Raw genomic sequence first — 19075 nt, 5'->3', positions numbered from 1 at the left:
CCTCGGCGGTCGTCTGTCAGAGGTGGGCGAGCTTCTCGAGGACGGGTGCGGCCGCGCGCAGCTTGGCCCACTCGTCCTCGTCGAGACCGTCGGCGAGGCCGGCCAGCCATGCGTTCCGCTTGCGGCGGCTCTCCTTGAGCATGGCCTCGGCCTGCTCGGTGGAGGTGACGACCTTCTGCCGACGGTCCTCGGGGTGAGGCTCCAGCCTGACCAGTCCCTTGGCCTCAAGGAGCGCGACGATGCGGGTCATCGACGGCGGCTGCACGTGCTCCTTGCGGGCCAGCTCACCCGGTGTCGCGGAGCCGCATCCGGCGAGGGTGCCGAGCACCGACATCTCGGTGGGGCTCAGCGATTCGTCGACCCGCTGGTGCTTGAGTCGGCGCGACAGGCGCATCACTGCGGAGCGCAGGGAGTTCACGGCGGCGGCATCGTCGCCATGCAGGAGGTCCGGCATGTTTGTTAGCGTAACTCATTACTGTGTCTAACGACCACCGCAAAAGCCCCGCGTGACCAGTGATCCAGGCCACGGGAAACCTCGCGTCACTCAAACGAGTGATCCGGATTCGGAAAGTGACGCAATCGGCCACGACACACCGGGACCCTGTTCCGCATGGGATCGACTGTGCTCAGCCTGCGGATAGACGGTGAGCTGCTCGACCGGCTCAAGACCCACGCCGCCAAAAGAGGAATGAGCGTCCAGGACTACGTGGTCCGGACGCTCATTCGGGACGACTTCGACGAACGCTTCAAGACGGCCGTCGAGGAGACGGAGAAGTTCTACGGGGCCGCCTGAGGTCCGCGCGGGCTATCGGCTCACGTGAGGCCGAGTGCCGGCATCAGGTAGTAGAAGGCGAACACCGCCGACACGGCGTACATCGCGACCGGCACCTCCTTGGCCCGGCCCGCGACCACGCGCAGCACGGTGAAGGTGATGAAGCCCATGCCGATGCCGTTCGTGATCGAGTACGTGAACGGCATCATCAGCATCGTCACGAAGGCCGGGATGGCGATCGTCCAGTCGTCCCAGTCGATGGCACGGATGCCGCCGGACAGGATCAGGAAGCCGACCGCGAGCAGCGCGGGCGTGGCCGCCTGGGACGGCACCATCGTGGCGATCGGCGTGAGGAACAGCGCGACGGCGAAGAGACCGCCGGTGACGACGTTGGCCAGGCCGGTGCGCGCGCCCTCGCCGACACCGGCGGTGGACTCGACGAAGCAGGTGGTGGCCGAGGAGGACGAGGCGCCACCGGCGGCGACGGCGATGCCGTCGATGAAGAGCACCTTGTTCATGCCGGGCATCTGACCGTTCGCGTCGGTCAGCTTCGCCTCGTCGCTGATGCCCATGATCGTGCCCATCGCGTCGAAGAAGCACGACAGCAGCACGGTGAAGACGAAGAGCACGCCGGTCAGGATGCCGACCTTCTCGAAGCCGCCGAACAGGCTGACCTGTCCGACGAGCCCGAAGTCGGGCGTGGAGACCGGGTTGCCGGGCCACTTCGGGGTGGTCAGACCCCAGGACGGCACCGTGGCGACGGCGTTGATGATCACCGCGGCGACCGTCATCACGACGATCGAGATCAGGATCGCGCCCGGCACCTTGCGCACCATCAGCGCGAGGGTCAGCAGCACGCCGAGCACGAAGACGAGAACCGGCCAGCCGTTCAGGTGACCGTCGGCGCCGAGCTGCAGCGGCACCGTGGTGTGCGCGGCGTCCGGGATGCGCGAGACGAAGCCCGAGTCGACCAGGCCGATCAGCATGATGAACAGGCCGATACCGATGGCGATGCCCTTGCGCAGACCGAGCGGCACCGCGTTCATGACGCGCTCCCGCAGACCGGTGGCGACGAGCAGCATCACGACGAAGCCCGCGAGGACGACCATGCCCATCGCGTCCGGCCACGACATGCGCGGCGCGAGCTGCAGGGCGACCACGGTGTTCACGCCGAGGCCGGCGGCGAGCGCGATCGGCACGTTGCCGATGACACCCATGAGCAGCGTGGTGAACGCGGCGGTCAGCGCGGTGGCGGTGACCAGCTGGCCGTTGTCGAGCTGGTGCCCGTACATGTCCTTCGCGCTGCCCAGGATGATCGGGTTCAGCACGATGATGTAGGCCATCGCGAAGAAGGTGGCGAAGCCGCCACGGATCTCACGAGGGATCGTCGAACCGCGCTCGGAGATCTTGAAGTACCGGTCGAAGCCGTTCTTCGGAGCCGACGGCGGCTGCGGGTTGACGTCGACCGGGGCGGTGGCCGAAGTGGACATGGATGACCTCAGCGGTATTCAGCAGTGAGCAGATCTACGGCGATCTACGGGCGGGAAGTGATCGAGCCTGGCTGTCGAGTGATCACCAGAGGGCTTCCCCGATGCATCCTCTGGTGTTTCATACGAACAGAAGTGGCCAGACTCAGGCCGTTTCAGTATGAACATATGAGGCGGAATTCGCTATCTCCGCGCGTAGACCCGGCTGATACGGGGCCTGTGACACCCCCGGGGACCTCCTCGTAAGCTGTGCGCATGGCGAAGTGGACCCCCAAGCACGAGGCACCGGAACCCCTGGAGGGTCCCGTGGTCGCCACCATCACCGGCGGCACGATCCTCTGGTTCGTCCTCTTCCTCGTACAGCTGCCGTTCTACGGCTGGTTCGACGACCACGGACACACCTGGTGGGTGTGGACGTGCCTGGCCGGCGCGGGCCTCGGGCTCATCGGTATCTGGTACGTGCGGGGGCGGGACGCGGCGATCAAGCGGGCGGCCGCCGAGGGCCGTACCTGACGGGGGCCCGACGGGCCGTACAACCACGGAACCACGGGGGTCCTCCCCTGGTCGGATCTTTCGCCCGCTCAAGGGGTGAACCGGCACATCCCCCCGTAACGTCGAACTCATGACCCATATCGACGCGGGTGCCGAACTCGACCCGGTCCACCCGATACCCGTGCCGGAGCGGGCCACGGGGCTCACCGGCGCCGAGGTCGCGGAGCGCGTCTCCCGCGGCGAGGTCAACGACGTCCCGGTGCGCAGCTCGCGCTCCCTCACGGAGATCGTCCGGGCCAACGTCTTCACCCGCTTCAACGCGATCATCGGCATCCTCTGGCTGATCATGCTGTTCGTCGCACCGATCCAGGACAGCCTCTTCGGCTTCGTGATCATCGCGAACACCGGCATCGGCATCGTCCAGGAGTGGCGGGCCAAGCAGACCCTGGACTCGCTCGCGGTGATCGGCGAGGCGAAGCCGACGGTGCGCCGCGACGGGATCGCGGCCGAGGTGTCCACCTCCGAGATCGTGCTCGGCGACCTGATCGAGATCGGGCCGGGCGACAAGATCGTCGTGGACGGGCTGTGCGCGGAGGCGGACGGCCTGGAGATCGACGAGTCCCTGCTGACCGGCGAGGCGGACCCGGTCGTCAAGCGGCCCGGCGACGACGTGATGTCCGGGTCGTTCGTGGTCGCGGGCGGCGGCGCGTTCACCGCGACGAAGGTGGGCCGCGAGGCGTACGCGGCGCAGCTCGCCGAGGAGGCGAGCCGGTTCACGCTCGTCCACTCCGAGCTCCGCTCCGGCATCTCCACGATCCTCAAGTACGTGCAGTGGATGATGATCCCGACCGCGATCGGCCTGGTCATCAGCCAGCTCGTGGTCAAGGAGCACGACTTCAAGGAGTCGGTCGCGCGCACCGTCGGCGGCATCGTGCCGATGGTCCCCGAGGGCCTGGTGCTGCTGACCTCCGTGGCCTTCGCGATCGGTGTCATCCGGTTGGGCCGCCAGCAGTGCCTCGTCCAGGAACTCCCCGCCATCGAGGGCCTCGCCCGCATCGACACCGTCTGCCTCGACAAGACGGGCACGCTCACCGAGGGCGGCATGGACGTCTCCGAGCTGCGCCCGCTCGGGGGCGCCGACGAGGGGTACGTGCGCAAGGTGCTCGGCGCGCTCGGCGAGTCCGACCCGCGGCCGAACGCCTCGCTCCAGGCGGTCATCGACGCCTACCCGGACAGCGACGACTGGCGCTGCACCGAGTCCCTGCCGTTCTCGTCCGCCCGCAAGTACAGCGGCGCCGCCTTCAGCGAGGGCGACGGGACGAACAGCGCCTGGCTGCTCGGGGCGCCCGACGTGCTGCTGCCCGCCGACGACCCCACGCTCACCGAGGTCGAGGACCTCAACCACCAGGGCCTGCGCGTGCTGCTGCTCGCCCGCGTGGCCAGGGACCTGGAGGACCCGCGGGTCCTGGAGAGCACCGAACCGGCCGCGCTCGTCGTGCTGGAGCAGCGGCTGCGCCCGGACGCCGCCGACACCCTGCGCTACTTCGCCGAGCAGGACGTCAGGGCCAAGGTGATCTCCGGCGACAACGCGGTCTCCGTCGGCGCGGTCGCCGGCAAGCTCGGACTGACCGGCGCCGAGGACACCGTCGACGCCCGGACGCTCCCCAAGGACGAGGCGGGGATGGCCGACGCGCTCGACGCGGGCACGGTGTTCGGCCGGGTGACGCCCCAGCAGAAGCGGGACATGGTCGGCGCGTTGCAGTCGCACGGCCACACGGTCGCGATGACCGGCGACGGCGTGAACGACGTGCTCGCGCTCAAGGACGCCGACATCGGGGTGTCCATGGGGTCGGGCTCGGAGGCGACCCGGGCGGTCGCCCAGATCGTGCTCCTGAACAACTCGTTCGCGACGCTGCCCTCGGTCGTCGCGGAGGGCCGCCGGGTCATCGGCAACATCACGCGGGTCGCGACCCTGTTCCTGGTCAAGACCGTCTACTCGGTGATCCTCGCGCTGCTGGTGGTCTGCTTCCAGGTCGAGTACCCGTTCCTGCCGCGGCACCTGACGCTGCTGTCGACGCTGACGATCGGCGTCCCGGCGTTCTTCCTCGCGCTCGCCCCCAACAAGGAGCGCGCGAAACCGCACTTCGTGAAACGCGTGATGCGGTACGCGATCCCGGGCGGCGCCGTCGCGGGCATCGCCACCTTCGTGATGTACCTGGTGGCCCGGCACTACTACACGGGCTCGGGCGCGCTGGACGCGGAGACCAGTTCGGCGACGCTGACGCTGTTCCTGATCTCGATGTGGGTGCTCGCCATCGTGGCCCGCCCCTACACGTGGTGGCGGATCGTCCTGGTGGCGGCGATGGGCTTCGGCTTCCTGCTGGTCCTGGTCGTGCCGTGGCTGCAGGACTTCTTCGCGCTGAAGCTGGTCGGCGCCGCCATGCCGTGGACGGCGGTGGGCGTCGCGGTGGTGGCGGCGGTCGTCCTCGAATTCCTGTGGAAGTGGGTCGACCGCCGCTTCCCCGCCTAGCGGTTGCCCGCCGTGCTCATCAGCGGACGTCGACGAAGTCGCTGGTGGAGGTGACGGCCGGGGTGGTCGACGTGCCCGCGAACTTGTAGCGGAAGTAGCCGTCGGCCGACGCCTTGACCGTCGTCTTCAGCGAGCCCGTCGAGGACGACGTGACCGTCTTGACGTTGGTGTACGTGCTGGAGGTCTTCTTGCGGTACTGCAGGGTCACCGACTGCTTGGTGTAGCCCATGTACTTGCCGGTGTCCCAGTTGGCGCGGGAGAGCAGGCCGGTGACCGTGATGGTCTTGCCCTTCTTGACCGGCTCGGGGGCGGCGTTGGTCGTGAGCTTCGCGTAGCGCTTGGTGCTGTACGACTTGACCTTTTCGCGGACCGAGTAGTCCAGGTCGTTGGCCTGCGCGCCCGCCAGCACCTTCCAGGAGCCGGCGTCCACGTTCCACAGGTCCCGCGGGTCGACCGTGAAGCTCAGGGTGCAGGTCGACGTGGTGGCGTTGACCGTCTTGCAGGTGGTGGCGCCGTCCGCCTCGTTCTGCAGGGCGCCGTTGTCGGAGGAGTCCAGGTCCGTGCCGTGGTAGACGATCGCGAACGCGGAGGTGTTGTCGATGCCGGAGTCGTCCGTGGCGGTGAAGGTCACCTTGAAGTTGGCCTTGGCGGAGGTGCCGAGGACGACGTCCTTGCCGCCGTTCACGACGACGTTCGAGAGGGCGGTGTCGCCGAGCTGGTCGTCGTAGCCGGACGCGGCGGCGAACGTGGAGGCGCGCGAGGCGGCGTGCCCGCTGTGGAAGTCGGCGACCCGCTGGGCGGCGGCGGAGCCGAGCACGTTGTCACCGGCCTGCGCCGCCGGGACGGCGAACGCGGTGAGGGCCAGGGCGCCGGAAACCGTCACGGCAGCTGCGGTGGCACGAATGCGCATGTGTTCCCCAGTGGTGGAGAAGGGACCCGCGGTGCTGGTGCTGTCACGCGGGTCCAAGTGGTCTAGGGGTCTGTTGACCCGCCAGGTAGACGCGTGACCCGCGTGACTGGTTGTACGCCAAGTGAAGATTTCGTGACTGATTTACGGAGATGCCGTGCAGCCCCGCGGAACGGCCCTCAGTCGAACCAGCGGTCCCGCGCCAGTTCCTCCGTGCGCGACGGGTCCTCCAGGAGCGCCGCCACCTCGAAGCGGCGCGGCCACTGCCCGGCCGCCCAGGCCAGACCGGCCGCGACGCCCTCCACGGTCGCCGCGTGCACGGTGCCGTCCGGGGTGCGGCGCCAGTCGACCTCCGTACCGGCGACGAACAGCTCCTCGTGCTCGACGTACGAGGCCGGGGTCGCGGCCCCGAGCAGGACACGCACGGAGTCGGGCACGGGGTGCGTCTCCCCCTCCTCGGTCACCTCGGCGTCGACGGCCTCGCTCAGCCGCCGCACCTGGAAGAGCTCGGCGAGGTGCGCGGCCTTCGCCGGGGCGACCGGCAGCAGCGCCCGGCCCGCGGCGAGCGGGATCAGGTCGGGGGCGTCGGCGACGACGGCGTCCGCGGCGTCGACGACCACGACCTCGCCGTCCCGCACCGCCCGCAACTCGTCGGGCAGGGTGACCTGTTCGGGGTCGAGGTCGGCCAGCCTGCCGTAGACGGCGTGGAGCTGGGCGGAGCCGACCGGGCGGTCCGGGTCGGCGAGACGGTCCAGGAGCTCAGCGGCGCCGCCCGGCTCTTCGAGGAGCGCGGCGACGGACGTGCGCACCCCGAGGGCGCGGAGCACCTGCTCGTCCTCGAAACCGGAGGCGTCGGCGGGCTCGTAGAGACCGACGAGCAGCGGATCGCCGCCCTCGGCCCGCAGTCCGGCCGGCCGGCGCCCGTCGAGCACCGGGTTCCCGCGCAGCCACCACGCCGTGTACGGGCGGACGAGCTCGTGCGTGCCGTCGGGCAGCAGGACACGGACGGGCTGGGTGAGGGCGTCGCGCAGCGGCGGCCTGGACAGCAGCGCGAGCGCCTGCGGCCAGCGGTCCTCGTCGACCAGGTCCAGGTCCCGTACGGCGACGAGCTCGGTGGCCACCGGGGGCACCGGCGAGTCCGGCAGCCGGTCGAGGACGTCCTCGCACCACACGTCGACCGCGTCGAGCAGCCCCGCGTCGTCGGGCTCGGGGAAGTCGCTGTCCCGCGGCTCGAGTTCGTCGGGGTCGAGGACCACGTCGGCGGCCCGGACGAGCGCGAAGGTGGCGAGCACCCCGCAGGCCGCGAGGGGCTGCTCGCCCCACCGCTCGGCCAGCTCGTCGTCGACGTAGGGCAGTTCCCCTTCCCGCAGCACCGAGGCGATCGGGCTGCCGGGCAGGACCAGCTCGGCGGCGGGCACCAGCTCACCCTCGTCGTCGGGCAGCGCGAGGGCCCCCAGCCACGGCTCGTCACCCACGTCGAGGTGCGCGTCCCGTACGAGGGTGAGGACGACGTCGGCCAACTCGTCGGCGCCCAGGGTGCCTTCGTCGTCCCAGGCGGGCTCGTCGTCGAGCGACGCGGCGACCGCGGCCCGTACCTGAGGCGTCGTCAGGACGGCGCGGGCGGTGGCGGGCAGCGCGCCCAGCTTCTCCAGGAGCGGATGGGCGGCGTCGGCGTGGGCGACCTTCAGGCCGAGCCGGGCGAGCGCGTCGCCGGGCACGCCCGAGGCCTCGGCGGTGGGCAGCAGGACCTGCCGGGGGCCGATGGTGGTGCGGCCCCCTGCGAGCGGGACGGGCAGTCCGCTGAGCCGGTCGGGATCGACCCCGGCGAGCGACTCGTACAGGCTGCGCCACCAGCCCGGTTCCTTCTCCAGACCCGCGAGCCGGTCGACGGCCTCGGTCAGCGGGACCCGGGCGACACCGAGCGTGCGCAGTTCGACCCGGCGTTCGAGCCCGGCGGGCAGCAGTCCGGTCAGCACGTCGGCGAGGACCCGCACGGTGTCGGCGCCCGCGCCCTCGACGACCTCGGCGTCGCGCGGCCGCAGGGCCTCGGGCCGGTCGTCGTCCTCGTCCCGCGGGCCGACGGCGGGCGGCAGGAAGGCCGTGCGCGGCAGGCGCTCCAGGACGGCGGCGCGCAGGGCGCCGTCGAGTTCGCCGCGGCCCAGCGGGCCCGGCACCAGATCCAGGATGCCGGGGCCCACCGGCCGCCAGGCGCCGAGCAGTTCGGCGTACGCGTCGGCGGCGCGCTCGACGAGGTGGTCGGTGAGCGGGCCGGGTGCGACGTGCCGCCGGGCGGTGTCCAGGGGGAACGAGGCGATCAGCAGCGCGGGCACGCCGAGGGCCTCGTCGCTCGGGGTGGGCGCGTGCACGACGGGGGCGCTCGCCGGCTTCTGCGGGGCGCCGTCGGCGCTCACGGGCACGGCCCAGGTGACGGACCAGTGGGGCCGCAGCCGCTCCTCGACGGGCCGGTCGGCCAGCAGTTCGGGGGCGAGGGCTCCGCTGCGGGTGACGGTGCGCCAGCGCAGCTCGGCGGGTTCCCGGGCGTCGTCCGTGATGACGGTGTACACGTCGTCGGTGCGGCGGCGCAGCGTGCGGGTGCCGGCGTCCGTGGTGACGGTGACCTCGGACAGGCCCGGCAGGGCGAGCAGCAGCGTGTCGTCCACGGCGTCGAGGAGGCGGGCGGCGAGCGCCTCCGCGGCCTGGTCGCGCAGCGGCAGGATGACGACGGTGTCGTACGACTCGGGGGCCGAGCCCTCCGCGGCGAACGGCAGCCGCAGCAGCGGGACGTGACCGTCGCGGCGGCGCAGCTCGGTGCCGAGGGAAGGGGCGTGCCGGGCGGTCTCCTCGGCGGCGAGCCGGGCCTCGCCGAGCGACCAGCGCACGCCGCCGGTCCTGCCGACCACGGCGGGCTCGTCGGAGACGGCGAGGACGGCGGCGAACCCGACGCCGAACCGGCCCACCGCGGTCTCGGTGTCCTCCCGCTTCGCGGACGCGCGCAGCGTGGACAGCGACTCGACGCCGGCCGCGTCCAGCGGGGCGCCGGTGTTCGCGGCGGCGAGGACGCCGTCCTTCAGGGTCAGGGCGAGGCGGCCCTCGGTTCCGGCGCGGGCGGCGGCGTCGGCGGCGTTCTGGGCGAGTTCGACGACGAGCCGGTCCCGGTAGCCGCCGAGCGCGAGGTCCTCCTCGGCGTTGGCGTCCTCCCGGAACCGGGCTGCGCTGCCGGTCCACGCGTCCAGCACGCCTCGGCGGAGTCTGGCGGTGCCGAACGGGTCGATGCCCTCCGGCGCCGGACGCGCGATCTTGCTCCCGCTCACGGGTGACTCCTCTGGGCGGCGTGGTCAGGTCCGGGGCCGAACGTTATCGCTCCGCACCACGGAACCCGGCGTCGCGTCACCGGGTGCGGGTGGGTGGGGCTTCTCGCGCCCCGAGGCGGAGCCGCAGCCGTCGACGCGGCAGAGACCTGCCTACGAGTGACCGAGGTCGTCCGCGCCGGTCGCGGGGGCAGCGCTGACCGACCCGGCATCCGGCTCCGCGCGGAGCGGAAACGCGTCGACGACGTTCTCGTCGATCACCGGCTCCGCCGGCCGCGGCGGCTTCGGCATGACCGCGGCCTCCGAATGCCCACCACACCCGTACGACAGCGAGACGACCCGCCCGTCCGCCGGCGAGAACTCGTTCGCGCAGACGCCGAAGGCCTGGCCGAGGGAGCCGCCGACCGGGGTGAGGAAGCCGCACGAGACGCATGTCGCGGGCGCGGCCTGCGCCATCGGGGTCTTCGCGCCGAACGACTCCTCCCAGCGGTCGGCCGCGACGTGCAGCCCGTACCGCGACAGGACCCGCGCACGCCGCATGCCGAGCTCCTCGGCGACGGACGCGATCGAGCCGCGGGCCGGCGCGACGGGCAGGGCCGCCACGGGCCCCTGCGTCACCTCGACGTCCTCCGCCTCGACCAGTTCGGCCATGTCCTCGGACACCGGAGAGTTCGGCGGCGGCGCGTCCTCGCCGGAGAAGCCGGGTTCGAGCCGCAGATCGTCGGCCTCGGTGGGCAGCAGGTCGCCCGGGCCCAGGTCGCCGGGACGGAGCCGCTCGCTCCACGGCACCCACTCGGGGGCCAGCAGCGCGTCGGGGCCCGGCAGCAGCACGACCTCGTCGAGCGTGACGTGCTTGGCGCGGGAGGCCCGGGCCACGGTCACGGCCCAGCGCCAGCCCCGGTAGCCGAACTCCTTGCACTCGAAGAGGTGCGTGACGACGCGGTCGCCCTCGACGACCGTCTCGACGTGCTCACCGACCACCCCGGGGGCGGCCGCCTCCTCGGCGGCGGCGCGGGCGATGTCGACCGCCTCGGCGCACAGACGGTCAGGGGTGCGGCTTCGCGTTGTCGCTGCGCTCACAGGTATCGCTTCTCTCCTACGCCGTCTCACGAGTGCGCCGTCCGGTGAGCGGGAGCGCGGACGGAGCGGACCAGGGGGCCGCGTCGACGTCCACGCCCGACGTTCCGGGCGCACCTACGCCATCCATTCTGCGGGATGGCCGAGAGGCGCGCGGCCGAGAACAACCGCCGCGGGCGCGCTACGCACGCTACCTCCTTCCACGCCCTGCGCCCACACCGACGTACGAGCCGCACCTGACGCGAAAGCCGACCCGCACTCCCATATCGGCACTAGTACGGGCGTTCAAGGGGCACTATGACTGGGTGACTGCCGCAAGGTCGTCGTCGTCCAGCTCGGCGAGTTCGTCGCGTTCGTCCGGTTCATCTGGTGCGACACGGTACGAATACAGCGGTGCGGGCCCGGTGCGCGGGGCCGTCCGCAAGATCGGGCGTGCCCTGCACCTGCCGTTCACCGGCACGGCGCGCGGCATCCGGAAAGCGACCCACGCGCACGGCGCGGGCGAGTCCGGTCTCGGAAAACTGATCGAACTGCACGCGGTGAACGGCGCGGGTGACGTCATGATCACCATCGCCCTCGCGTCCACGGTGTTCTTCTCCGTCCCCACGGACGAGGCCCGCGGCCGGGTCGCCCTCTACCTCGCCATCACGATGGCGCCCTTCACCCTCCTGGCGCCCGTCATCGGGCCGCTGCTCGACCGGCTGCCGCACGGGCGGCGGGCCGCGATGGCCGGTTCGATGCTGGCGCGGGCGCTGCTCGCGCTGGTCCTGTCGAGCGCGGTGGTCAGCGGCAGCCTCCAGCTGTACCCGGCGGCGCTCGGCGTGCTCGTCGCGTCGAAGGCGTACGGCGTGGTGCGCTCGGCGGTGGTGCCACGGCTGCTGCCGGCCCGCTTCTCCCTCGTGAAGGCGAATTCGCGGGTCACGCTGGCCGGGCTGCTCGCCACGGCCGCGGCGGCCCCGGTCGGGGCGGGACTGCAGACGATCGGGCCGCGCTGGCCGCTGTTCGGGGCCTTCGTGCTGTACGTGACCGGGATGTTCCTGTCGTTCTCGATGCCGCGCAAGGTCGACTCGGCGAAGGGCGAGAGCAAGGCGCTGCTCGCGGCGGACGAGGAGCACCTGCACGGTCCTGGCAAGCGGCAGCGCCGGCCCGGGCTGCGCACGGTCGGTCCCGCCGTCACCCACGCCCTCGGGGCGAACGCCTCGCTGAAGGCCCTCTCCGGCTTCCTGATCTTCTTCCTGGCGTTCCTGCTGCGCGAGCATCCGATGACCGGGCAGAGCGCGGCCGTGTCGCTCGGCATCGTCGGCGTGGCGGCGGGCGCGGGAAACGCGCTGGGCACGGCGGTCGGGGCGTGGCTGAAGGCGCGGGCGCCCGAGATCATCATCGTGACCGTGGTGGCGGTGGTGCTCGGTGTCGCGATCACGTCGGCGATCTTCTTCGGGGCGGTGATGACGGCGTTCCTCGCGGCGGTCGCCGGGTTCGCGCAGGCCCTGTCCAAGCTGTCGCTGGACGCGACGATCCAGCGGGACGTGCCGGAGGCGGTGCGGACGTCGGCGTTCGCCAGGTCGGAGACGTTGTTGCAGGTGGCGTGGGTGCTGGGTGGGGCGATCGGGATCGCGCTGCCGTTGAACGGGGCGCTGGGGCTCTCGGTGGCGGCGGGGATCGTGGCGGTGGGGTGGCTGACGACGGTGCGGGGTCTTCTGGCCGCGGCACGGGGTGGGGCGGGGCGTTCGGCTCGGGTGGCCTAGCGTCTGCCGGGTTTCTGGCGCGTCGGCCTCTGCGGGCCGGTGGGGCTTCTCGCGCAGTTCCCCGCGCCCCTGAGATGCGCACTCCGTGCGGCATCTCCCCGGGGGAGAAGGCCGCGCGCAGCGCATGCCTTCAGGGGCGCGGGGCTGCGTCATCAGCGGCTCCGCCGCGGGGCGCGGCCGGCCACAGATCACCCGCACACGCCAACGCGACAGGTCACGGCACACGCCCACGCGGGACCACGCAAACCCGGAGGGACGCGGCACGCCGTACCCGGCTCGCAACGGGGCCGATGCCTCCCGATAGCCTTCGGCCATGACCTCCCAGCGTTTCGCCGCGCGCCACCGCCGCGCCATGGCTGCCGTCGGTGCCGTCGGCGCCGGACTGCTCGCCCTCTCCGCCTGCGACAAGCCGACCCCGCTGGCCACCGTCACGGTGGACCGCAACACGGTGCACTCCGAGGCCTCCTGCTACAACGACGGCGAAGCGCTCAAGCCGTCCTCCCTCCAGGACTGCCTGAAGGACAAGGACGCCAAGTCCATCTCGGTGGACCCCGACGCGACGGTCCGCTTCGGCGTCGACCCGGAGATCGCGGACAAGGGCTGGACGCTGCTGATGAACGGTCAGCCGCTGACCGACTCCAGCAAGAAGACCTACCGCACGGTTCCCGGCAGCGTGTTCTTCAACCAGCAGTACGGCGCCACCGGCTCCTCCACCACGGTCACCATCCTGGCGGGCGCCAACTCCAAGGCGTACGGCCTGTGGTCGTTCAAGCTCAAGAAGGACTCCTGACGTCCACCGGTAGCCCGGCAGCGGCACGCGTCCTCGTCGCCACCGCCGTCCCGGCCGAACGGGACGCGGTGGCGCAGGGCCTGCTCGACGCACATCCGGCGGTCGACGTGGTCGCCGTCGGGGTGGGCCCCGCGGCCGCCGCCGCGGGCACGGCCACCGCGCTCACCACGGCCGCACTGGCCGGCCGCCCGTACACCCTGGCCGTCTCGGCCGGCATCGGCGGCGGCTTCACCGCCCCGCCCGGCGCCCTCCTGGTGGCCGACGCGATCACCGTCGCCGATCTGGGCGCCGAGACCCCCGAGGGGTTCCTCCCGGTCACCGAGCTCGGTTTCGGGACCGTCACCCACCGTCCGCCGGCATCCCTCGTACGAGACCTCGCCGCGGCCCTGTCCCTGGATGCCGCCGCCGTCGGCACCGTGCTCACCGTCTCCACGGTGACCGGCACCGCCGACCGCGCCGCGCTGCTCGCCCAGCGCCACCCGGGCGCCGTCGCCGAGGCGATGGAGGGCTTCGGGGTCGCCGAGGCCGCCGCCGCGCACGGCGTACCGGTGGCCGAGATACGTGCCGTCTCCAACGCCGTCGGGCCCCGCGACCGCGCCGCCTGGCGGATCGGTGACGCGCTGGCCGCGCTCACCGACGCGTTCGGGAAGTCGGCGCCCGTCCTCACGAGTTGGAGCAGTTCATGACGACCGACAACGAAGCCGCGGCAGTACGCATCGCCTTCTCGCCGTGCCCGAACGACACCTTCGTCTTCGACGCCTGGGCCCACGGCCGCGTCCCGGGCGCCCCCGCGCTCGACGTGACGTTCGCCGACATCGACATCACCAACGGCGTCGCCGAGCGCCGCGAGGACGCCTACGACGTCCTGAAGGTCTCCTACGCGGTCCTGCCGTACGTCCTCGACGACTACGCGCTGCTGCCGTGCGGCGGCGCGCTCGGCCGGGGCTGCGGTCCGCTGGTGCTGACCCGCGAGCCGGGCGTCGACCTCTCCGACAAGCGCGTCGCGGTGCCCAGCGAGACCTCGACCGCGTATCTGCTGTTCCGGCTGTGGGCGGCCGACACGGTGCCCGGCGGCGGCGTCGGCGAGATCGTCGTCATGCCGTTCCACGAGATCATGCCGGCCGTGCGGGACGGGAAGATCGACGCCGGTCTCGTCATCCACGAGGCCCGCTTCACGTACCAGAACTACGGTCTGCACAAGCTCGCCGACATGGGCGAGCACTGGGAGGCGACGACCGGTCTGCCGATCCCGCTCGGCGCGATCATCGCCCGGCGCGACCTGGGCGCCGAGAAGCTGCGCGGGTACGCGGACGCCGTCCGCACGTCGGTGCGCATGGCCTGGGACGACCCGGAGGCCTCGCGTGCGTACGTGATGGACCACGCGCAGGAGATGGACCCGTCGGTCGCCGACCAGCACATCGGCCTGTACGTCAACGAGTTCACCGCCGACCTCGGCGAGGACGGCTACGCGGCGATCCGGGGACTGCTGACCCGGGCGGCGGCCGAGGGCCTGGTGCCCGCCCTGGCCCCCGACGCGCTCGCGTTCCCGTAGGACCCGTAAGAAGATTCCGGCTCAGACGTCCAGCTGGTCCGCCACCGCCCGCAGCAGGCCGGCGATCTTCTTGCCGGCGGCCTTGTCGGGGTAGCGGCCGCGCTCCAGCATCGGCGTGATGTTCTCGAGCAGCGTCGTCAAGTCCTGGACGATCGACGCCAGTTCGTCCGGCTTGCGGCGCTGCGCCGCGGCCACCGACGGGGTCGGGTCGAGGATCGTGACGGAGAGCGCCTGGTCGCCCCGCTGGCCGGCGACGACCCCGAACTCGACGCGCTGGCCGGGCTTGAGGGCGTCGACACCGTCGGGCAGTACGGAGGAGTGCACGAAGACGTCGCCGCCGTCGTCGCGGGAGAGGAAGCCGAAGCCCTTCTCGCTGTTGAACCACTTGACCTTGCCGGTAGGCACGTGAAGTCCTCGTCCTCGTACTAGAAAGAAAACGCTCTGGATAGCAGTACAGCGGGTCGTGTTCCGACCCGCCGCCACCAAGACTATGGGGAACGGGGCTGGTGACAAGACGTCGCCGAAGGGTTCCGTACTTGTCCTTATGCGCTGGGAACTACCCTGACCGGGTGCGCGACAAAACCCAAGCCAATTCCCGGGCGACCGATACTGGACCCGGCGACGGACTCGTGAAAGCGGGCGGCATCGTCTTCCTCGTGGGAGCGATCGCCACCCTGGTCACGATGGCCCCGCTGTTTCTGGACACCGACCCGTTCCCGCCCGTCGCTTATGCGGTGTGCATGCTGATGGGCGTCGGTTTTCTCCTGGCCGCCGCCGGCATACTGCGCGGCATCGCGGCCCAGCGCCGTCAGGCGCGTACGTAACGATCCAGCCAGGCCGGGAATTCGGTCAGGTCGGCGAGAATCACGTCGGCGCCCGCGGCGCGCAGTTCCGCCGCGTCGCACGGCCCGGTCGTCACGCCCACGGACAGCGCGTTCGCCGTGCGGGCGCCGCGCACGTCACCGACGTGATCGCCGACGTAGACGCTCGCGCCGTGCTCGCGCAGCGCCTCGCCCTTGCCCTCGGCCCACAGGTTTCCGACGACGGCGTCCGCCGCGATGTCCAGATGCTGCAGGTGCAGTTTCGCGTTGGGCTCGTACTTGGCGGTGACGACGACGGCCCGGCCGCCCGCCGCGTGCACGGCGGCGATCGTCTCGTGGACGCCGGGCATCGGCAGCGTGCCCGTGATCGCGTGTGTGGGATACATCTCACGGTAGAGATCGGCCATGGCCGGGATCTGCTCGGCGGGGAACCAGTGGGCGAGCTCCGTCTCCAGCGGTGGCCCGAGCCGGGTGACGACCAGGTCCGCGTCCACGTACGTGCCGGTCCGCTCGGACAGGGCGAGCCACGTGGCGTGGATGCCGGGCCGGGAGTCGATCAGCGTCATGTCGAGGTCGAAGCCGACCGTGGGGCCGGTGGGGTGCGTGGGGTCCTGGAGGTCAGCCATGGGTGCCATTCTGCCCGGGCATACGATGGGCTTTCCCGAGGAATACTTAGCTAAGCCTTACCAAGCCAAGACATTCCGGACCCTACTGCGGAGAGAACACGCCCATGCCCGTCAGACGCCGCGCCGTCGCGATCGTGGCGGCGGTGGTGGCGCTGGCCCTCGCGGTGCTGCTCAGCCTCGCGGTGGGAGCCCGGGCGATCGCGCCGTCCGCCGTGTTCGACGCCCTGCTGCACGGCGGGCACAGCGACGCCGCCGAGGTGGTCAGGGGCCTGCGGCTGCCGCGCACGCTCATCGGCCTGATGGTCGGGGCGGCCCTCGCGCTCGCCGGCACCGTCCTCCAGGGCATCACGCGCAACCCCATCGCCGACCCGGGCATCCTCGGCATCAGCCAGGGCGCGTCCGTGGGCGTGGTCCTGGCCATCGCCTACCTCGGCATCCACACCCTGACCGGCTACGTGTGGATCGCGTTCGTCGGCGCGGGCCTCGCCTCCGTCGCCGTGTACGCCATCGCGTCCAGTGGCAGAGGCGGCGCGACCCCGGTGAAACTGGCGCTCGGCGGCGCCGCGATCAACGCTCTGCTGGTCTCCGTCACCACCGCGATCCTCACCACGAAGGCCTCCGCGCTCGACGAGTTCCGCTTCTGGCAGGTCGGCTCGCTCTCCGGCCGGGACACGGAACTGGTCGGCCAGGTCTGGCCGTTCCTGCTCCTCGGCACCGTCCTCGTGCTGTCCGTCGCCCGCGGCCTGGACGCGCTCGCGCTCGGCGAGGACGTGGCGAAGGGCCTCGGGCAGCGGGTGGCGACCGTCCGGATCGTCGGCGGTCTCGGCGCGACGATCCTCACCGGCGTCGGGGTGGCGGCCGCCGGCCCGATCGCCTTCATCGGCCTGGCCGTCCCGCACATCGCCCGCGCCCTGGTCGGCTCCGACCACCGCTGGCTGCTGCCGATGGCGGCGCTGACCGGGCCCGTGATGCTGCTGGTCTCCGACACCGTGGGCCGGGTGGTCTTCCCGCCGAGCGAGGTGCCCGCCGGAGTGATGACGGCGCTGATCGGCGTGCCGTTCCTGGTCACCCTCGTGCGCAGGAAGGCGGTGCCCGCATGAGCGCCCTCACCGGTGTCCGGCCGGCCGGCTACGCGGTCGTCCGCGCGGGCCGCGCCCGCTTCCTGCTGCACCGCAGGGCGACCGTGGTGGCCGGCGTCCTGGCCCTCGTCCTCGCCGTGAGCTGCCTCGCGTACCTCTGCGTCGGCGAGACGTTCACCAGCCCCGCCGAGGTCCTCAAGGTCCTCACCGGGCAGCCGTCGCCCGACGAACTGGTCGTCGGGACGCTGCGCGAGCCCCGCATGGTCGTCGGACTGCTGGTCGGCCTGGCCTTCGGCATCGCGGGCGCGCTGATCCAGACCGTCGCCCGCAACCCCCTCGCCAGCCCCGACATCATCGGCATCAGCCAGGGCGCGAGCGCGGTCACGGTCGCCGCGATGACCTTCGGCCTGACCTCGTACACCGTCCTGCCGTACGTCTCCGTGGCCGGCGGCGTCGTCGCGGCCGCCCTGGTCTACCTCTTCGCCTGGCGGGGCGGACTGCACGCCACCCGCTTCGTCCTCATCGGCATCGGCTTCGCGATCGCCCTGCGCTCGATCACCACGCTCTTCATGACCAAGGGCGACTACCTGGTCGCCCAGCAGGCGCAGATCTGGATGACCGGCTCGCTCAACGGGCGGGGCTGGCCCGAGGCCGAACCGCTCGGCTGGATCCTGCTGATCCTCGCCCCGGCCGTCGCATGGGCGGCCCGCGCCCAGCGCACCGTCTCCCTGGACGACGACACCGCCACCGCCCTCGGCGTGCGGCTCGGCCGGGTCCGGCTCGGCCTGGTCGCCCTCGGCGTGATCCTGGCCTCCGTCGCCACCGGCGCGGCGGGACCGGTCGACTTCGTGGCGCTGCTCGCCCCGCAGATCGCCCGCCGGCTGACCCGCACCGCCCAGATCCCGCTGGTCTCCTCCGCACTCCTCGGCGCCGTGATCGTGGTGGTCGGCGACCTGCTGGCCCGCCGCCTCTTCTCCCCCACCGAACTGCCCGTGGGCGTCCTCACGGCGGCCGTGGGCGCGCCCTACCTGATCTGGCTGATCGTCCGCAGCCGCACCGTCCGCTCCAGCTCCGGAGGCACCGCATGAGCCGGCTCTCGGCCCGCGACCTGACGCTCGCCTACGAGGACCGCACCGTCGTGCACAACCTCGACCTCGCCGTGCCCGACGGGCAGGTCACGGTCATCGTCGGCCCCAACGCCTGCGGCAAGTCGACGACGCTGCGCGCGCTCGGCCGCCTCATGAAGCCCGCGGGCGGCTCCGTCCTGCTCGACGGCAGGGCGCTCGCCGAACTCCCCACCAAGAAGATCGCCCAGCAGATCGGCCTGCTGCCGCAGAGCCCCGTGGCCCCCGAGGCGATCACCGTCGCCGACCTGGTCTCGCGCGGCCGCCAGCCGCACCAGAGCTGGTGGCAGCAGTGGTCCGACGCGGACGAGAAGGCGGTGACCGAGGCCATGGAGCGCACCGACGTCGCCGCCCTCGCCGACCGCAACGTCGACGAACTCTCAGGCGGCCAGCGCCAGCGCGTCTGGATCGCGATGGCCCTCGCCCAGGAGACCGACATCCTCCTCCTCGACGAGCCCACCACCTACCTCGACATCGCGCACCAGGTGGAGGTCCTGGACCTGGTGCGCCAGCTCAACCACGACAAGAAGCGCACCGTCGCGGTCGTCCTGCACGACCTCAACCAGGCGGCCCGCTACGCCGACCACCTCGTCGCCATGAAGGCGGGCCGTATCGTCGCCGAGGGCCCGCCGGCCGAGATCGTCACGGCCGGACTCGTCCACGACGTCTTCGGCCTGGACTGCGTGGTCGTCCCCGACCCGGTGACCGGATCCCCGCTGGTGGTCCCCGGCGCCCCGTGGCAAGGAACGTCAATCCGGTAGACGC

18 protein-coding genes are annotated in these 19075 nt (G+C 71.9%); 11 read left to right on the top strand and 7 right to left on the bottom strand.

What is annotated here, in order from left to right:
* Positions 1-16 precede the first annotated feature (16 nt).
* Positions 17-454, bottom strand: a complete 438-nt coding sequence (locus M4J07_RS21845) for a MarR family winged helix-turn-helix transcriptional regulator (protein WP_255974467.1) — start codon at positions 452-454, stop codon at positions 17-19.
* A 156-nt stretch (positions 455-610) separates the two neighbouring features.
* On the opposite strand from M4J07_RS21845, the gene M4J07_RS21840 reads away from it, so the two are divergent.
* Positions 611-793 (top strand): BrnA antitoxin family protein, encoded by a 183-nt coding sequence (locus M4J07_RS21840; protein WP_255974465.1) that lies wholly within the window; start codon positions 611-613, stop codon positions 791-793.
* 20 nt (positions 794-813) lie between these two features.
* Here M4J07_RS21840 and M4J07_RS21835 read toward each other — a convergent pair whose 3' ends face one another.
* Positions 814-2262 carry an NCS2 family permease gene (locus tag M4J07_RS21835; protein WP_255974463.1) on the bottom strand — a complete coding sequence of 483 codons (1449 nt, stop codon included), beginning with the start codon at positions 2260-2262 and terminating at the stop codon, positions 814-816.
* Between the two features lie 252 nt (positions 2263-2514).
* Here M4J07_RS21835 and M4J07_RS21830 point away from each other — a divergent pair, with 252 nt between their 5' ends.
* Together M4J07_RS21830 and M4J07_RS21825 are read left to right on the top strand one after the other, a co-directional pair.
* Positions 2515-2772 (top strand): DUF2530 domain-containing protein, encoded by a 258-nt coding sequence (locus tag M4J07_RS21830; RefSeq protein ID WP_255974462.1) that lies wholly within the window; start codon positions 2515-2517, stop codon positions 2770-2772.
* 109 nt (positions 2773-2881) lie between these two features.
* Entirely contained in the window at positions 2882-5281 is a 2400-nt protein-coding gene (locus M4J07_RS21825; RefSeq protein ID WP_255974460.1) for an HAD-IC family P-type ATPase, read from the top strand.
* 19 nt (positions 5282-5300) lie between these two features.
* Here the strand turns inward: M4J07_RS21825 and M4J07_RS21820 are convergent, their stop codons facing one another.
* From M4J07_RS21820 to M4J07_RS21810, 3 genes are all read right to left on the bottom strand, one after another.
* Positions 5301-6191: a DUF5707 domain-containing protein gene (locus tag M4J07_RS21820; protein WP_255974458.1), complete on the bottom strand. Its 891-nt coding sequence runs from the start codon at positions 6189-6191 to the stop codon at positions 5301-5303.
* Positions 6192-6367: 176 nt separating this feature from the next.
* Positions 6368-9499: a sacsin N-terminal ATP-binding-like domain-containing protein gene (locus M4J07_RS21815; RefSeq protein WP_255974456.1), complete on the bottom strand. Its 3132-nt coding sequence runs from the start codon at positions 9497-9499 to the stop codon at positions 6368-6370.
* 150 nt (positions 9500-9649) lie between these two features.
* Positions 9650-10576, bottom strand: a complete 927-nt coding sequence (locus M4J07_RS21810; protein WP_255974454.1) for a DUF3027 domain-containing protein — start codon at positions 10574-10576, stop codon at positions 9650-9652.
* Between the two features lie 401 nt (positions 10577-10977).
* Here M4J07_RS21810 and M4J07_RS21805 point away from each other — a divergent pair, with 401 nt between their 5' ends.
* The 4 genes from M4J07_RS21805 to M4J07_RS21790 all read left to right on the top strand — a co-directional run bounded on the left by M4J07_RS21805 (position 10978) and on the right by M4J07_RS21790 (position 14660).
* Positions 10978-12318: an MFS transporter gene (locus M4J07_RS21805; RefSeq protein WP_255974452.1), complete on the top strand. Its 1341-nt coding sequence runs from the start codon at positions 10978-10980 to the stop codon at positions 12316-12318.
* 313 nt (positions 12319-12631) lie between these two features.
* On the top strand, positions 12632-13108 hold the full coding sequence (locus tag M4J07_RS21800; RefSeq protein ID WP_255974451.1) for a DUF2771 domain-containing protein: 477 nt from the start codon (positions 12632-12634) through the stop codon (positions 13106-13108).
* Entirely contained in the window at positions 13078-13794 is a 717-nt protein-coding gene (locus M4J07_RS21795) for a futalosine hydrolase (protein WP_255974449.1), read from the top strand. The genes M4J07_RS21800 and M4J07_RS21795 overlap by 31 nt, the downstream gene beginning before the upstream one ends.
* The gene (locus M4J07_RS21790; protein WP_255974447.1) at positions 13791-14660 is read left to right on the top strand and encodes a 1,4-dihydroxy-6-naphthoate synthase; all 870 of its coding nucleotides are present in this window, start codon (positions 13791-13793) and stop codon (positions 14658-14660) included. The genes M4J07_RS21795 and M4J07_RS21790 overlap by 4 nt, the downstream gene beginning before the upstream one ends.
* A 21-nt stretch (positions 14661-14681) precedes the next feature.
* Here the strand turns inward: M4J07_RS21790 and M4J07_RS47940 are convergent, their stop codons facing one another.
* On the bottom strand, positions 14682-15065 hold the full coding sequence (locus M4J07_RS47940) for a cold-shock protein (RefSeq protein WP_043226786.1): 384 nt from the start codon (positions 15063-15065) through the stop codon (positions 14682-14684).
* A gap of 164 nt (positions 15066-15229) precedes the next feature.
* Here M4J07_RS47940 and M4J07_RS21780 point away from each other — a divergent pair, with 164 nt between their 5' ends.
* A complete protein-coding gene (locus M4J07_RS21780; RefSeq protein WP_255974445.1) occupies positions 15230-15484 on the top strand; it encodes a hypothetical protein in 255 nt (84 codons plus the stop codon).
* Here M4J07_RS21780 and M4J07_RS21775 read toward each other — a convergent pair.
* Complete coding sequence (locus M4J07_RS21775) at positions 15469-16116, bottom strand: HAD family hydrolase (RefSeq protein ID WP_255974443.1); 648 nt, start codon at positions 16114-16116, stop codon at positions 15469-15471. The genes M4J07_RS21780 and M4J07_RS21775 overlap by 16 nt on opposite strands.
* Before the next feature lie 95 nt (positions 16117-16211).
* Here M4J07_RS21775 and M4J07_RS21770 point away from each other — a divergent pair, with 95 nt between their 5' ends.
* The 3 genes from M4J07_RS21770 to M4J07_RS21760 are packed head-to-tail and all read left to right on the top strand — an operon-like array spanning position 16212 to position 19071.
* On the top strand, positions 16212-17207 hold the full coding sequence (locus M4J07_RS21770) for a FecCD family ABC transporter permease (protein WP_255974441.1): 996 nt from the start codon (positions 16212-16214) through the stop codon (positions 17205-17207).
* Complete coding sequence (locus tag M4J07_RS21765; protein WP_255974439.1) at positions 17204-18274, top strand: FecCD family ABC transporter permease; 1071 nt, start codon at positions 17204-17206, stop codon at positions 18272-18274. Before M4J07_RS21770 ends, M4J07_RS21765 begins: the two co-directional genes overlap by 4 nt.
* The gene (locus tag M4J07_RS21760) at positions 18271-19071 is read left to right on the top strand and encodes an ABC transporter ATP-binding protein (protein ID WP_255974438.1); all 801 of its coding nucleotides are present in this window, start codon (positions 18271-18273) and stop codon (positions 19069-19071) included. Before M4J07_RS21765 ends, M4J07_RS21760 begins: the two co-directional genes overlap by 4 nt.
* Positions 19072-19075: the final 4 nt, after the last annotated feature.

Origin of the sequence: Streptomyces longispororuber (assembly GCF_024448165.1) — a bacterium.
GTDB classification, from domain to species: domain Bacteria; phylum Actinomycetota; class Actinomycetes; order Streptomycetales; family Streptomycetaceae; genus Streptomyces; species Streptomyces longispororuber_A.
This window is presented reverse-complemented; position numbering and strand designations above follow the sequence as displayed.

Excerpts from the sequence above, each read along its gene's own strand:
- M4J07_RS21845 (WP_255974467.1), bottom strand. The coding sequence starts at position 454 with ATGCCGGACCTCCTGCATGGCGACGATGCCGCCGCCGTGAACTCCCTG.
- M4J07_RS21840 (WP_255974465.1), top strand. The coding sequence starts at position 611 with ATGGGATCGACTGTGCTCAGCCTGCGGATAGACGGTGAGCTGCTCGAC.
- M4J07_RS21835 (WP_255974463.1), bottom strand. The coding sequence starts at position 2,262 with ATGTCCACTTCGGCCACCGCCCCGGTCGACGTCAACCCGCAGCCGCCG.
- M4J07_RS21830 (WP_255974462.1), top strand. The coding sequence starts at position 2,515 with ATGGCGAAGTGGACCCCCAAGCACGAGGCACCGGAACCCCTGGAGGGT.
- M4J07_RS21825 (WP_255974460.1), top strand. The coding sequence starts at position 2,882 with ATGACCCATATCGACGCGGGTGCCGAACTCGACCCGGTCCACCCGATA.
- M4J07_RS21820 (WP_255974458.1), bottom strand. The coding sequence starts at position 6,191 with ATGCGCATTCGTGCCACCGCAGCTGCCGTGACGGTTTCCGGCGCCCTG.
- M4J07_RS21800 (WP_255974451.1), top strand. The coding sequence starts at position 12,632 with ATGACCTCCCAGCGTTTCGCCGCGCGCCACCGCCGCGCCATGGCTGCC.
- M4J07_RS21790 (WP_255974447.1), top strand. The coding sequence starts at position 13,791 with ATGACGACCGACAACGAAGCCGCGGCAGTACGCATCGCCTTCTCGCCG.
- M4J07_RS21775 (WP_255974443.1), bottom strand. The coding sequence starts at position 16,116 with ATGGCACCCATGGCTGACCTCCAGGACCCCACGCACCCCACCGGCCCC.
- M4J07_RS21770 (WP_255974441.1), top strand. The coding sequence starts at position 16,212 with ATGCCCGTCAGACGCCGCGCCGTCGCGATCGTGGCGGCGGTGGTGGCG.
- M4J07_RS21765 (WP_255974439.1), top strand. The coding sequence starts at position 17,204 with ATGAGCGCCCTCACCGGTGTCCGGCCGGCCGGCTACGCGGTCGTCCGC.
- M4J07_RS21760 (WP_255974438.1), top strand. The coding sequence starts at position 18,271 with ATGAGCCGGCTCTCGGCCCGCGACCTGACGCTCGCCTACGAGGACCGC.